The sequence below is a fragment of the Achromobacter insuavis genome (genome assembly GCF_902859645.1).
Lineage (GTDB): Bacteria > Pseudomonadota > Gammaproteobacteria > Burkholderiales > Burkholderiaceae_B > Achromobacter > Achromobacter insuavis.
The window spans coordinates 42,950-55,941 of sequence record NZ_CADIJR010000044.1 but is presented as its reverse complement, the minus strand read 5'-3'; the positions used below and the strand labels follow the sequence as shown (position 1 = coordinate 55,941).

Sequence of the window (12,992 nt, the reverse complement as noted above, 5' to 3'; positions counted from 1 at the left end):
GCTTGGCCTGGCCGGACTGGCGGCGCTGCTGGCGCTGTGGTGGCTGGGCACCGACGTGCTGGCGCCCGCCGGCGGCATGGCGCGGCGTTTCGCGCCCGGCGCCACCTTCGCCAGCCTGTGGGCCCTGCTGACCGGCTCGGACCTGCCGCTGCATGTGCTGGTGAGCCTGCGCCGCGTGGCGGTGGGCCTGGGGCTGGCGCTGGCGATCGGCGTGCCGCTGGGCCTGGCCATCGGCAGCTACCGCCGCCTGGAGGCGGCGCTGTCGCCCGCGATGCAGTTCCTGCGCATGATCTCGCCGCTGTCGTGGATGCCGATCGCGGTGATGGTGTTCGGGGTGGGCGACGACCCGGTGTATTTCCTGCTGGCCTTCGCCGCCGTCTGGCCGATCGTGCTGAACACGGCCGCCGGCGTGCAGCAGCTGGACGCGCGCTGGCTGCTGCTGGCGCAAAGCGTGGCCGCGACCCGCTGGGAGACCCTGCGCCACGTGATCCTGCCGGGCGTGCTGGGCCACATCCTGACGGGCGTGCGGCTGGCGATCGGCATTCTCTGGATCGTGCTGGTGCCGTGCGAGATGCTGGGCGTCTCGGCCGGCATGGGCTATTTCATCCTCGACACCCGCGACCGCCTGGCCTATTCCGAGCTGATGGCCATGGTGCTGCTGATCGGCGCGCTGGGCTTCCTGCTGGATGCCGCCGCCCGGGGCCTGTACCGCTACTGGCGCGGGTAGGCCGGCGCCGCCGCTATTTGCGCGAGGACTTGCCGGCCGGGCAGATCACGCTGCGCAGCTGCCGCTGCACCGGGTCGCGCGCCACCGGCGCGTTGGAAATGCCGGCCACCGGCAGCGATTCCACCAGTTCCCCGGTGGCGTTGGGGCCGGCGTAGTGCTGGGTTTCGGTGATGGTGTAGGTGTTGTTGCTGCAATTGATGGTCACGGGCTGCGTCACCGAGCCGTAGGGCTGGCCATTGGCCTCGGAGACCCGCGGCTGCGCATAGAACCACGCCACCGTCGCCAGCATCACCAGCGGCCGCTCGGTCAGCTGCACGATCGAGTCGCGGTCGTAGAACACCCCGGGCATCGACTGCGGCGCCAGCGGCTGCCAGGCCGGCGCGCCGCCGAAGACGATGCCGCCGGTATCCGGCGTGGCCGGCGCGATGCTGACGGCGCAGGCGTCGGGCGGGACCGGATCGCCTTGGCGGACCGTCACCACCGCGCAGGTATCGGCCGGCGTGGCCGGCTCCGCGCTGCCCGCCTGGGCCCAGGCAGGCCCCCCCAATACCGCCAGGACGAGGGTGAGTTGCGCTTGCCTTGCTGTCATGGGGCCTTCCCTGTGGGACATCGGTGTGGAGTCACCCCAGTATAGAGAAAGAAATCATGACGGCCGGAACCCGGCGGCAAGCGCGGCGCGGGGGTATAGTCTCGTCCGTTCGACAAGCGATGCCGACGCCGTGCCACGGGGCGCCGGCCGGGGTCGGAGGAGAGGCGACGACGATGAATATCAGGGTGCTCGCCGGCGCGGCGGCCATCGCCGTGACCGGGGTGCTGGCTTACGGGTTCTACCAGCTCATGCCGGAAGGCGAGCCGCTGGCGCGCAGCGAAGTCATCGGCGAGCTCGATGGCCCGCCGCTGGCCGGCTACTCGCGCACGCGGCTGTACCGCTATGGCGAGCATCAGTTCCTGGTCGGGCAGCTGATCGCGGGCGACAAGGATATCGCCGGCCTGGCCAAGGCGCCGGTGCTGGACGCGCTGCTGCCGTCCGCGGCGGACTGCTGCCAGGCGGACGGGGCCGCGCGCGCCGAGGCCGCGTCGGCCGATCCGACGCAGGGCATGCTGCAGGCGGCCGCCTCGGCGCGTGATGTGCGCAACCTGGTCTATGGCGGCCGTGACAATGGCCGCTACGCGCTGCTCGGCTCGATCGGCGGCGACACCGGCGTCACGCTCCTCGGCGGGCCGCAGGGGCAGACCATCTACCTGGTGGGCGGCAGCCAGCGCCGCGGCCATGACGGCGACGCTTCCAGCGGGTGGGACGTCTGGCGTTCCGACGACCAGGGCGCCAATTGGCGCTACGCGCCTGACTTGCAGCTGGGCGCGCCACGGCGGTTCACCGTGTTCCTGACCGATGAGCGGGCCATGGCGCTGACCGACGGCAGCAATGGCGCCGGCGACGAACGCCTGCTGGTCAGCGAGGACGGCGCGCGCCACTGGTCGGCGCTGTCCTTGCGCGAGCAGGTCTGGCCCGACGCCGACAGCTATGGCCGGGCGTTCCTGGAACACCTGGGCCCGGGCCGCGCCGCCACCGATCAGCTGGTGTACGGCTGGTCGCTCTATCCGCTGGCCGCCGACCGCGCCGTCGGCTGGAGCTGGCGCGACCGCGTCACGGTCGGCGTGGCGCGCCGCATCGAGACCCGGCGCTTCGAGGTGCGGTTCCAGGACGGCGCTTCGCCCGCGTTCCGCATCACCCACGACGTGCCGCCGGTGCCGCCGCAGGATCCGCGCTCGCAGCCGCGGGTGGGGCAGCCTGAATACGCCACCGACGACAACCGCATCTACCGGCTCGATCCGGCCGACAGCAACTGGCACGAGCTGGCCGCCATGCCGGCCGTGCGCGGCCAGCGCACCTGGATCGGCCAGGCCTGGTTCGGCCGCAACGGCTGGGTGGTGCAGACCTATGCCGACCACCTGTTCTCGTTCAAGGATTACACCCGCACCTACTTCCACACGCGCGACCAGGGCAGGACCTGGCGGCCGTTCCAGCTCTCGCCCGACCAGGAGCGCGGCCTGCTCGGCCTGGACGCGGCGGGCGAGGGCGTGCTGGTGCACGTCGATCGCGGCGGCAAGACCATCATCGTGCGCTATGCGCTGGAGTGAGGCATGACGCCGACCGTGCGCGAGGCGCGGGCCGCCGATCTGCCGGGGTTGCGCGCGCTGTTCCTGGCGACGCGCCGCGAGGCCTATCCCTGGCTGGCGCCGGCCAGCCTGCGCGCGGTCGACCTGGACGCGCAGACCGAGGGCGAACGGCTCTGGGTCGCGCTGGCCGCGGACGGCGCCCTGGCCGGCTTCGTGTCGCTGTGGGAGCCTGACGACTTCATCCACCACCTGTATGTGGGCCGCGCCTGGCAGCGGCAGGGCGTGGCGCGGGCGTTGCTGCGCGCCTTGCCCGGCTGGCCGGTGACGCGCTACCGGCTCAAGTGCCTGCGGCGCAACGCCGCGGCGCTGGCCTTCTACCAGGCCTGCGGTTTCGTGGAAATCGGCGCCGGCGCGGGCGAGGACGGCGACTACCTGCTGCTGGAATCGCGCGGCGACCGTCCCCCGCGCGCCGAGGCCTGAGCCTCCCGGCCTCAGTCGGCCTGCACGTAGTCCGGATAGCGCTTGCAGATCTCGGCCACCTGGCTGAGCGTGCCCGACAGGTGCTCGCGCAACGCCTGCTGCGCGCGCGGCGCATCGCCCGCCGCGATGGCGTCCAGCACCCGCTGGTGGTCGTCCATGATGCGTTCGGCCTTGCCGGCTTCCGGCAGGTGCAGGCGGCGCAGGCGGTCGACGTGGCCGCTGTAGCGCTGTTCCATGTCCCACAGCGCCGTGACGCCCGCGGCCGCGTGCATGTCGCGGTGGAAGGCCTGGTCGGCCGCCATGAATTCCTGGTACTGGCCGGCGGCGTGGCAGACACGCTGGCGGTCGATGCTGGCCTGCAGCCGCTGGACCAGCAGGGGATCGGGTTGCTGCGCCAGCACGTGCACGATTTCCAGCTCGATCGACCGTCGCAGGAAGTGCGCCTGGCGCGCCGCGGCGATGTCGATGCGGCTGACCACCGTGGTGTGCTGCGGATAGATCTCGACCAGGGCTTCCTCGGCCAGTTTCATGAGCGCGTCGCGGATCGGCGTCTGGCTCAGGCCGTAGGCCTCGGCCAGCGTCACGCGCGACAGCGGCGCGCCGGGCGCCAGTTCGAGGGACATGATCTGTTCGCGCAGATGTTCGAAGACCTGCGGCGCGGCGTGTCGCGAGCGGTCCAGTCTGAGCTTGTGGCTGGGCATCGGAGCGAAGTTCGGTAAAGGGTCGGAACGGTCGGTGGTGGAAGCGGAGTGTAGCGGGTTTTCACCTAGCTGACGCACTAATGTATTAGTGTTTAAATGGTCTGGTCAATGATTTCGTCAGTTTCATTCCACCGCCTTCCTGGACCCCGCTTCCCCTATGAAACGCACCTACGAAAGCCTGCGCAGCGCCGCCTGGATGGCCAAGGACGACCTGCGCTCCTTCGGTCATCGTTCCCGCATGATGCAGATGGGCTACGGCCCCGACGACTGGGCCGGCCGCCCGATCATCGCCATCATCAACACCTGGTCCGACCTGAACCCCTGTCACAGCCACTTCAAGCAGCGCGTCGAGGACGTCAAGCGCGGCGTGTTCCAGGCTGGCGGCTTTCCGGTGGAACTGCCGGCGATCTCGGTGTCCGAATCGTTCGTCAAGCCCACCACCATGCTGTACCGGAACATGCTGGCGATGGAGGCCGAGGAACTGCTGCGCAGCCACCCGGTGGACGGCGCGGTGCTGCTGGGCGGCTGCGACAAGACCACGCCGGGCCTGCTGATGGGCGCCATCAGCGCCGGGCTGCCCTGTGTCTACGTGCCCGCCGGCCCGATGCTGCGCGGCAACTGGAAGGGCAAGATCCTCGGTTCCGGCTCCGACGCCTGGAAGCTGTGGGACGAGCGCCGCGCCGGCAAGATCACGCAGGAACAATGGACCGAGGTCGAAGGCGGCATCGCCCGCAGCTACGGCACCTGCATGACCATGGGCACGGCCAGCACCATGACCGCCATCGCCGAGGCCATCGGCATGACCCTGCCGGGCGCCTCGTCGATCCCGGCGGCCGACGTCAACCACATGCGCATGTCGGCCGAGTGCGGCCGCCGCGTGGTCGAGATGGTCTGGGATGACCTGACGCCGCAGCGCATCCTGAGCCCGGCCTCGTTCCACAACGCCATCAACGTGGCCATGGCCATGGGCTGCTCCACCAACGCCATCATCCACCTGGTGGCGATGTCGCGCCGCGCCGGCCATCCGGTGGGCCTGGACGACTTCGACGCCGCCAGCCGCAAGGTGCCGGTCATCGCCAACATCCGGCCCAGCGGCGACAAGTACCTGATGGAAGACTTCTTCTACGCCGGCGGCCTGCCGGCGCTGATGTCGCGCCTGGAAGGGCACCTGGACCTGTCGGCCATGACCGTCACCGGCAAGACGCTGGGCGAGAACATCGCCGGCGCCGAGGTCTACAACGACGACGTCATCCGCAAGCTCGACACCGCCATCTACGACGAGGGCGCGCTGGCGGTCCTGCGCGGCAACATCGCGCCGGACGGCTGCGTCATCAAGCCCAGCGCCTGCGCGCCGCAATACCTGCAACACACCGGCCCGGCGCTGGTGTTCGACGACTATCCCAGCATGAAGGCCGCGGTCGACGACGAGAACCTGGACGTCACCGCCGACCACATCATGATCCTGCGCAACGCCGGCCCGCAGGGCGGCCCCGGCATGCCGGAATGGGGCATGCTGCCGATCCCCACCAAGCTGGTCAAGCAGGGCGTGCGCGACATGCTGCGCCTGTCCGACGCCCGCATGAGCGGCACCAGCTACGGCGCCTGCATCCTGCACGCCGCGCCCGAAGCCTACATCGGCGGCCCGCTGGCGCTGGTCAAGACCGGCGACCTGATCACCGTCGACGTGCCGGCCCGCAGCATCCACCTGAACGTCAGCGACGAGGAACTGGCCGCGCGCCGCGCCGCCTGGACGCCGCCGCCCAAACGCTACGAGCGTGGCTACGGCTGGATGTACTCGCAACACATCCTGCAGGCCGACGAGGGCTGCGATTTCGACTTCCTCGAGACCAGCTTCGGCGCGCCCGTGCCGGAACCGGAAATCTTCTGAACCCGCCATCCCCTGAATCGCTTTCCCTGGAGTTTTCCGTGTCAGACATGAATCCCGCCACCCGCGCCAAGCTGGCCGGCATCAGCACCGCCACGCTGTGCACCGCCTTGTTCAAGCGCGGCCTGCGCAACCAGTTCATCCAGGACGTGCGGCCGCTGAACGCGACGCTGCCCAACATGGTCGGCCCGGCCTTCACGCTGCGCTACATCCCGGCGCGCGAGGACCTGAACACCATCAAGGTGTTCGAGGACCGCGCCCACCCGCAGCGCGCCGCGGTCGAGACCTGCCCGCCCGGCGCGGTGCTGGTGATGGACAGCCGCAAGGACCCGCGCGCCGCCTCGGCCGGTTCGATCCTGGTGACCCGCCTGATGAAGCGCGGCGTGGCCGGCGTGGTCACCGACGGCGGTTTCCGCGACTCGCCCGAGATCGCCGAGCTCGGCTATCCCGCGTACCACAACCGTCCGTCCGCGCCGACCAACCTGACGCTGCACCAGGCGCTGGACATCAACGCGCCCATCGGCTGCGGCGACGTGGCCGTGTTCCCCGGCGACATCGTGGTGGGCGACCGCGAGGGCGTGGTGGTGATCCCCGCGCACCTGGCCGACGAGATCGCGGACGAAGCGGTGGAGATGACCGCGTTCGAGGACTTCGTCACCAGCCAGGTGCAGGCCGGCGCGTCGATCCTGGGCCTGTATCCGCCCACCGACCCGGGCACCAAGGACAAATTCGCCGCCTGGCGCAAAGAACAGGGCCGTTGAGCCTTGGCGCCGGCCGACCGGCCGGCGACCCATGCCTATAAAACACAGAGGGCAGGAGACAAGCATGAACAAGCAACGTCGCAGCGCGCTGGCCGCGCTGCTGGCAGGACCGCTGCTGGGCGCGTGGGCGCTGCCGGCCACGGCCGCCGAATGGCCGGCGCAGAAGCCGATTTCCTACGTGGTGCCGTTCACCGTGGGCGGCTCCACCGACGTGGTCGGCCGTGTGCTGGCGCAGAAGCTGGGCGACCGGCTGCACCAGAACGTCATCGTCGAGAACAAGCCCGGCGCGGCCGGCGGCATCGGCGCCACCTACGTGGCCAAGGCCGCGCCCGACGGCTACACGCTGTTCGGCGGCACCATCAGCACCCACGCCATCAACGCCAGCCTGTACAAGAACCTGAAGTACGACCCGGTCAAGGACTTCGAGCCGGTCTCGCTGATCGCCTATCTGCCGAACGTGCTGCTGGTCGATCCGAACCTGGGCGTGAACTCGGTGGCCGACCTGATCGCGCTGCTCAAGAAGGATCCGTCCAAGCGCACCTTCGCGTCTTCCGGCGCCGGCACCTCCACCCACCTGGCCGGCGAACTGTTCGCCAGCATGATCGGCGTGCCGCTGACGCACGTGCCGTACAAGGGCACGCCGCCCGCCATGGTCGACGTGTCCTCGGGCGCGGTGACGTTCATGTTCGACCAGATGACCGCCGCCTTGCCGCTGCTGCAGACCGGCAAGCTCAAGCTGCTGGCCGTCACCACCAAGGACCGCATCTCGCTGGCCCCCGACGTGCCCACCATGCAGGAGGCCGGCGTGCCCGGCTTCCAGATGGCCTCGTGGCAGGCGGTGTATGCGCCCAAGGGCACGCCCAAGCCCATCCTCGACAAGCTCGCCGCCGAGATCGCGCTGATCCTGAAGGAACCCGACGTGCAGGAAAAGCTCGGCAAGACCATGGGCATGGAACTGGTCGGCAGCACCCCCGACGAACTGCGCGCCCTGATGGCCACGGAGATTCCGCGCTGGGCGGAGGTGGTGAAGAAGTCGGGGGCGACGGTGGAGTGATGGCTGCCAATGGGCGCAAGCCTACGCCCCATCATGTAAGACCTGATTCCCGCCCCGGCCTGGAGCCGGGGCTTTTGTTTTCCGCGCCCGGATTCGCCGCGTCAGGGTTTCAGGTTCAGCTTCGGCACCAACGCATTGAAGGCCTGTTCCTGCCGCGCCACGTCGGCCGCGAATTGCGGTTGGTCGGCGTATGACGGCGTCAGGTTCTGCTTGCGCATCAGCGCCTGGAAGTCCTGCGACTGCGCCACCTGGCGCGCGGCGGCGCGCCATTTTTCGATGGCGTCGGCCGGGGCCGACTTCGGCAGGCCGATGCCGCGCCAGACGCTGAACTGCAGGTCAGCGCCGCGTTCCTTCATGGTCGGCACGTCCGGCAGGGTGTCGAGCCGCTTCGGCGCCATCACGGCCAGGGTGCGCAGCTTGCCGGTGTCCACGTGCTGCTGCAACTCGGCATAGGCCACCGTGGTGGCCTGCACGTCGCCGGACAACAGGCCCATGATGGCCGGGGCCGATCCCTGGTAGGGCACGTGCACGAACTTCACGCCAGTCTGCTCGCCCAGCGCCGCGGCCGCCATGTGCGGCACGGTGCCGATGCCGGCGTTGGACACCGCCACCCGTTCCGGATTCTTCCGGGCGTAGTCGAGGAATTCCTCCACCGTCTTCCACGGCGCGTCGGCGCGCACCGTGACCGACGACGGATCGTCGGTGAAGCGGGCGATGGGCTGGAAGTCCTTGACGGTGGTCTTGCCGATGCCCATCAGCGGCACCACCAGCATTTCCGGCGTCATCAGCACCAGCTTGTAGCCGTCGGGCTGGGCGTTGGCCACGTACGACCAGCCGATCGAGCCGCTGGCGCCGGGTTTGTTGATGACCACGGTCGGTTGCGCCAGCAGGGGCGGCCGCACCGCCTCGGCGATGGCGCGGGCGGTGTTGTCGCTGCCGCCGCCGGGCTGGTAGGCGACCACCAGCTCCATCGAGCGGCTGGGGTAGTCGGCCGCCATCGCGGCGGGGGCGGCCGCGACGCAGGCCAGGAAGGAGAGGGCGCTGAAGGCCAGCGCGGGCAGGCGGGTGCGGGTCATGGTGGCTCCGGTATCAGTAGCCCAGGGCTGAAAGATCCGCCAGTGTCTGGCGGGTGATGGCGAGGGTGCGTTCACGTTCGGCGCCGGCCAGGTCCAGGCGCGGCGGCTTGACGGTTTCGGCGCTGCCGGTGATCAGGTGCTCGGCCAGCTTGATGTGCTGCACCAGCTTGACCACGGTGTCCAGATGGAACAGCGGCGTCAGCGCCGCATACAGCTTGCGGGCCCGGACGAGATCGCCCTCGGCCGCCAGCCGCAGCAGGTCCACCGAGGCCTTGGGCACGGCGTTGGCCATGCCCGAGACCCAGGCGGTGACGCCCAGCGCGGCGCTTTCCAGCACCAGGTCGTCGACGCCGCAGACCACCGCCAGGCGGTCGCCGAAGCGCGTGATCAGGTCGGTTACGCGGGTGGTGTCGTAGGACTCCTCCTTGATCGCGACGATGGTCGGTTCTTCCAGCAGTTGCGCCACCAGGTCGGGCGTCAGGTCGACGCCGTAGCCGCGCGGGTTGTTGTACAGCAGGATCGGCAGGGGGCTGGCCTGCGCCACGCTGCGATAGAACGCCACCGTTTCGCGCTCGTCCGACTTGTACGTCAGGCCGGGAAACACCATCAGCCCGTCGACGCCGATCTCCGCCGCCTGGCGCGCGAAGGCGGCGGCGCGCGCGGTGCCGGTCTCGGCCACGCCCGACACCACCGGCACGCGGCCGCGCACGGTCTCGACCGCGAGGCGCAGCACCGCCTGTTTTTCTTCGGGGGCGAGCTGGGCGTTCTCGCCCACCATGCCCATCATCACCACGCCGCCCACGCCGTTGGCGATCAGGCGCTCCAGGCCCTGGCGGATGGCATCCGGGTCGAGCGAGAAATCGGGCTTCAGTTTGGTGGTGACCGCGGGAAATACGCCTTGCCATTGAATGCTCATGCTGCCGCTCCTGTTGCGTGATCCGCCCGGTTTGTACTGTCGGGCTATTGATTGGATATTGGATCCAAAATAAAAAGGCCAGAAAAACGAGGCGCGCGGCCTCGAACCATCGCCCGGGTCAGGGCGCTGATATCAACTGGATCATGGATCCAATATACTCACATTAAACGGGCTGCGGATACCGGCTGTCTCTCGGGGTTTTCCTGGGCGTGGCGCACGGTTTCCGCGATTCCGTCGCCCCCCGGCATCCGCCGGACGGCAACGCCACCGGATGTGACGTGTCCCAGAATTCCTCTTCCGCCAGCGCTCCCCAGCCTCGTTCCGCCGCCGGATCCGCCGGCCGGCTGATCCGCAAGACCGCCGTCGACCTGGTGGTCGACGCCTTGCGCGACCGCATCCTGTCCGGCGCGATTCCGCCCGGTTCCGCCTTGCGCCAGGAACTGCTGGCCGAGGAACTGGGGGTGAGCCGGCTGCCGGTGCGCGAGGCGATCCGGCAGCTCAGCGCCGAAGGGCTGGTGGACATGATCGCGCACCGCGGCGCGTACGTCTCGATGCTGTCGCGCGCCGAAGTGCAGGAGTTCTTCGATATCCGCCTGCGGCTGGAGCCCTGGCTGCTGCGCCTGGCGGTCTCGCAGCACGCGCCCGAGGACCTGGACGAGGCGGCGCGCATCGTGGCGCTGATGGACAGCGCCGAGCCGCAGCAGTGGGGCCGGCTCAACTGGCAGCTGCACGAGTTGCTGTACCGCGCCGCGCAGCGCCCGGCGGCGCTGGCCATGGTGCGCGCGCTGCATGAAAAATCCGAACGCTATTTCCGCTTCCAGATCGTCAACGCGCCGATCCGCCAGCAGGCCCACGACGAGCACAGCGCCCTGATCGCGTTCTGTCGCCAGGGCCGCGCCGGCGAGGCCGAGGCGGCGCTGGAACGCCACATCGCCGAAGCCGCCGAGCAGATCCTGGCGATCGTCGATCACCTGCTCGATACGACCGCGACGCCGGCGTAACTCAGTTGATCTTGATATTGCGTTCCTTCACCAGGACCTTCCACTGCGCGGTTTCCTTGGCCAGGTAGTCGCGCAGTTCGTCGGGCGTGCCGCCGATGGATTCGGCGCCGATCGAGTCCAGCGTCGCCTTGACCTTGGGCTCGTTCAGGGCCTGGCGCATGGCGGCGTTGAGCTTGGCCACGACCTCGGGCGGCGTGCCGGCCGGCGCGAAGGCGGCGAACCACGGCATCAGTTCGTAGCCGGGCAGGCCGCTTTCGGCCACGGTGGGCACGTTGGGCAGCGCGGCCGAGCGCTTCGCGGTGGTCACGGCCAATGCGCGCAGCTTGCCGGCCTCGATATGCGGCTTGGCCGACGTCACGCTGTCGAACATGTAGTCCACCTGGCCGCCCAGCAGGTCGGCGATGGCCGGGCCGCTGCCCTTGTAGGGCACGTGCAGCATGTCGATCTTGGCCATGGACACGAACAGCTCGCCCGCCAGGTGGATCGAGGTGCCGACGCCGGCCGAGGCGTAGGTGTAGTGGTTGGGCTGCGCCTTGGCCTTGGCGATGACTTCGTCCACGCTCTTCACATCGTTGCGCGCGGGGTTGGTGACCAGCACGTTCGGCACCACCGCCAGCAGCGAGATCGGCGCGAAGTCCTTGATCGGGTCGTAGTTCAGGTCGGCGTACAGCGCCGGGTTCACGGCCATGCCGTTGGCCACGATCAGGATGGTATAGCCGTCCGGCTTGGAACGCGCCACGCTGGCCGCGCCGATGTTGCCGCCGGCGCCGGCGCGGTTCTCGACGATGAACGAGGTGTTCAGTTGCTTGCCCATCGACTCGCCCAGGGTGCGGGCGATGCTGTCCATGGCGCCGCCCGGCGGGAACGGCACGATCCACTTGACCGGCCGGTCGGGGTAGCCGTCGGCCATCGCGCCGCTGGCGGCGCCGAGCAGGGCCAGGCCCATGCAGGCCCGGGCGAGGTGTTTGAATGCGTAGCGCAATGCCATGTCGTGTCTCCGTGTGCTTGAATTATTTTTCCGCGCGCCGATGCGTGGCCGGCGCGCGGGAACAACCGTGGGGCAGGGCGCGTCAGCGGTCCCTGCGGTAGAAAGCCAGTTTGTCTTCGTCCAGTTCCAGGCCCAGGCCCGGGCCGGTGGGGATCTCCATCTCGAAATCGGCGTAGCGCGGCGGGTTGGCGACGATGTCGTCCTTGAGCAGCAGCGGGCCGAACAGTTCGGTGCCCCACGACAGCCGCGGCAGGCAGGCGAAGCCGTGCGCCGAGGCGATCGAGCCGACCGAGCCTTCCAGCATGGTGCCGCCGTACAGCGACATGCCGGCGGCGTCGCCGACCGCGGCGGTGCGCAGCATTTCGTGGATGCCGCCCGACTTGGCGATCTTCAGCGCCAGCACGTCGGCCGCGCCCAGGCGCGCGATGGCCAGCGCGTCCTCGGGACCGTTGACGGCTTCGTCGGCCATGATGGGCACCACGAAGCGCGCCGCCAGCCGCGCCATGCCGGCGAGGTTGGCGCGCGGGATCGGTTGTTCGATCAGGTCGACGCCGGCCGCTTCCAGGCGCGCGATGGCGCCGGCCGCGTCGGCCTCGTTCCAGGCCTGGTTCACGTCCACCGTGACGCGGGCGCGGTCGCCCAGCGCCTGCTTGATGCGCGACACGTGGGCCACGTCGTCGGCCACGGCGCGGCGGCCGACCTTGAGCTTGAAGGTGTTGTGGCGGCGGCTGGCGAGCAGCGATTCGGCTTCCTCGATGTCGCGCGCGGTGTCGCCGCTGGCCAGGGTCCACAGCACCGGCAGGCTGGCGCGCACGGCGCCGCCCAGCAGGGTCGAGACCGACACGCCCAGGCGCTTGCCCTGGGCATCGAGCAGCGCGCTTTCCAGCGCCGACTTGGCGAAGCGGTTGCCGCGCGCCACGGTTTCCAGGCGCCGCATGGCGGCGTGGATGTTGGCCGCGTCCAGGCCGGCCAGCGCCGGCGCCAGGTAGGTGTCGATGGCCAGCTTGATGCCTTCCGGGCTTTCCTCGCCGTACGACAGGCCGCCGATGGTGGTGGCCTCGCCGATGCCCTCGATGCCGTCGCTGCAGCGCAGGCGCACGATCACCAGCGTCTGGCGCTGCATCACGGCCATGGCGAGCTGGTGGGCGCGGATGGTCGGCAGATCCACCAGGATCGCCTCGACCGAGTTTATCGTTACCGGATTCATACTTTCCAAAGCAGGTTCTTCAGGTGAAGCGCAGTATCGCTTGCGTCAGACCGCCAAGTCCAAGACTATATGGGTCTC

General features: G+C 69.6%; 13 protein-coding genes. 7 read left to right on the top strand and 6 right to left on the bottom strand.

The features are described 5' to 3' along the window. Nucleotides 1-727, top strand: a 727-nt coding sequence (locus tag H0523_RS20660; RefSeq protein ID WP_180180134.1) for an ABC transporter permease, incomplete at its 5' end; no start/stop codon positions are given. Nucleotides 728-740: 13 nt separating this feature from the next. On the opposite strand, the gene H0523_RS20655 is transcribed toward H0523_RS20660, so the two are convergent. After that, on the bottom strand, nt 741-1,316 hold the full coding sequence (locus H0523_RS20655; RefSeq protein WP_054430579.1) for a surface-adhesin E family protein: 576 nt from the start codon (nt 1,314-1,316) through the stop codon (nt 741-743). A 173-nt stretch (nt 1,317-1,489) separates the two neighbouring features. Between H0523_RS20655 and H0523_RS20650 the strand changes: the two genes are divergently transcribed. Continuing rightward, on the top strand, nt 1,490-2,866 hold the full coding sequence (locus H0523_RS20650; RefSeq protein ID WP_054430578.1) for a beta propeller repeat protein: 1,377 nt from the start codon (nt 1,490-1,492) through the stop codon (nt 2,864-2,866). Between the two features lie 3 nt (nt 2,867-2,869). Continuing rightward, a complete protein-coding gene (locus tag H0523_RS20645) occupies nt 2,870-3,325 on the top strand; it encodes a GNAT family N-acetyltransferase (RefSeq protein WP_054430577.1) in 456 nt (151 codons plus the stop codon). An 11-nt stretch (nt 3,326-3,336) separates the two neighbouring features. Here H0523_RS20645 and H0523_RS20640 read toward each other — a convergent pair whose 3' ends face one another. Beyond that, entirely contained in the window at nt 3,337-4,026 is a 690-nt protein-coding gene (locus H0523_RS20640; RefSeq protein WP_054430576.1) for a GntR family transcriptional regulator, read from the bottom strand. A gap of 157 nt (nt 4,027-4,183) precedes the next feature. On the opposite strand from H0523_RS20640, the gene araD reads away from it, so the two are divergent. From araD to H0523_RS20625, 3 genes are all read left to right on the top strand, one after another. Beyond that, nucleotides 4,184-5,914 (top strand): L-arabinonate dehydratase, encoded by a 1,731-nt coding sequence (araD, locus tag H0523_RS20635; RefSeq protein WP_054430575.1) that lies wholly within the window; start codon nt 4,184-4,186, stop codon nt 5,912-5,914. Between the two features lie 47 nt (nt 5,915-5,961). Then, nucleotides 5,962-6,672, top strand: coding sequence for a ribonuclease activity regulator RraA (locus H0523_RS20630; RefSeq protein ID WP_054430574.1), 711 nt, complete (start codon nt 5,962-5,964; stop codon nt 6,670-6,672). Between the two features lie 64 nt (nt 6,673-6,736). Continuing rightward, nucleotides 6,737-7,726 (top strand): Bug family tripartite tricarboxylate transporter substrate binding protein, encoded by a 990-nt coding sequence (locus tag H0523_RS20625; RefSeq protein ID WP_054430573.1) that lies wholly within the window; start codon nt 6,737-6,739, stop codon nt 7,724-7,726. Between the two features lie 101 nt (nt 7,727-7,827). Here H0523_RS20625 and H0523_RS20620 read toward each other — a convergent pair whose 3' ends face one another. Next, a complete protein-coding gene (locus H0523_RS20620; RefSeq protein WP_054416944.1) occupies nt 7,828-8,802 on the bottom strand; it encodes a tripartite tricarboxylate transporter substrate binding protein in 975 nt (324 codons plus the stop codon). Nucleotides 8,803-8,815: 13 nt separating this feature from the next. After that, nucleotides 8,816-9,718 (bottom strand): dihydrodipicolinate synthase family protein, encoded by a 903-nt coding sequence (locus H0523_RS20615; RefSeq protein WP_054430572.1) that lies wholly within the window; start codon nt 9,716-9,718, stop codon nt 8,816-8,818. Nucleotides 9,719-9,996: 278 nt separating this feature from the next. Here H0523_RS20615 and H0523_RS20610 point away from each other — a divergent pair, with 278 nt between their 5' ends. After that, nucleotides 9,997-10,719, top strand: coding sequence for a GntR family transcriptional regulator (locus H0523_RS20610; protein WP_231689829.1), 723 nt, complete (start codon nt 9,997-9,999; stop codon nt 10,717-10,719). A 1-nt stretch (nt 10,720) separates the two neighbouring features. Here H0523_RS20610 and H0523_RS20605 read toward each other — a convergent pair whose 3' ends face one another. Both H0523_RS20605 and H0523_RS20600 read right to left on the bottom strand, forming a co-directional pair. Next, entirely contained in the window at nt 10,721-11,707 is a 987-nt protein-coding gene (locus H0523_RS20605; protein ID WP_054430571.1) for a tripartite tricarboxylate transporter substrate binding protein, read from the bottom strand. 82 nt (nt 11,708-11,789) lie between these two features. Then, on the bottom strand, nt 11,790-12,914 hold the full coding sequence (locus H0523_RS20600; RefSeq protein WP_054430570.1) for a muconate/chloromuconate family cycloisomerase: 1,125 nt from the start codon (nt 12,912-12,914) through the stop codon (nt 11,790-11,792). Nucleotides 12,915-12,992 lie beyond the last annotated feature (78 nt).